The sequence below is a fragment of the Streptomyces similanensis genome (genome assembly GCF_039543625.1).
GTDB lineage: Bacteria > Actinomycetota > Actinomycetes > Streptomycetales > Streptomycetaceae > Streptomyces > Streptomyces similanensis.
Map to the genome: position 1 here is coordinate 1 of NZ_BAABKC010000150.1, position 857 is coordinate 857.

Annotated in this window: 1 rRNA gene; it reads left to right on the forward strand. The window is 56.0% G+C overall.

Features of this window, described 5'->3' with window-relative positions:
- A 23S ribosomal RNA gene (locus tag ABEB07_RS38670) occupies nt 1-857 on the forward strand; the annotation flags it as partial.

Below are 857 nucleotides of genomic sequence, written 5' to 3' on the forward strand. Positions count from 1 at the left end.
GCCGTAAGGCGATGTATACGGACTGACGCCTGCCCGGTGCTGGAACGTTAAGGGGACCGGTTAGTCACTCTTCGGGGTGGCGAAGCTGAGAACTTAAGCGCCAGTAAACGGCGGTGGTAACTATAACCATCCTAAGGTAGCGAAATTCCTTGTCGGGTAAGTTCCGACCTGCACGAATGGCGTAACGACTTCTCGACTGTCTCAACCATAGGCCCGGTGAAATTGCACTACGAGTAAAGATGCTCGTTTCGCGCAGCAGGACGGAAAGACCCCGGGACCTTTACTACAGTTTGATATTGGTGTTCGGTTCGGCTTGTGTAGGATAGCTGGGAGACTGTGAAGCAGGCACGCCAGTGTTTGTGGAGTCGTCGTTGAAATACCAGTCTGGTCGTGCTGGATGTCTAACCTGGGTCCGTGATCCGGATCAGGGACAGTGTCTGATGGGTAGTTTAACTGGGGCGGTTGCCTCCTAAAGAGTAACGGAGGCGCCCAAAGGTTCCCTCAGCCTGGTTGGCAATCAGGTGTTGAGTGTAAGTGCACAAGGGAGCTTGACTGTGAGACCGACGGGTCGAGCAGGGACGAAAGTCGGGACTAGTGATCCGGCGGTGGCTTGTGGAAGCGCCGTCGCTCAACGGATAAAAGGTACCCCGGGGATAACAGGCTGATCTTCCCCAAGAGTCCATATCGACGGGATGGTTTGGCACCTCGATGTCGGCTCGTCGCATCCTGGGGCTGGAGTCGGTCCCAAGGGTTGGGCTGTTCGCCCATTAAAGCGGTACGCGAGCTGGGTTTAGAACGTCGTGAGACAGTTCGGTCCCTATCCGCTGTGCGCGTAGGAGTCTTGAGAAGGGCTGTCC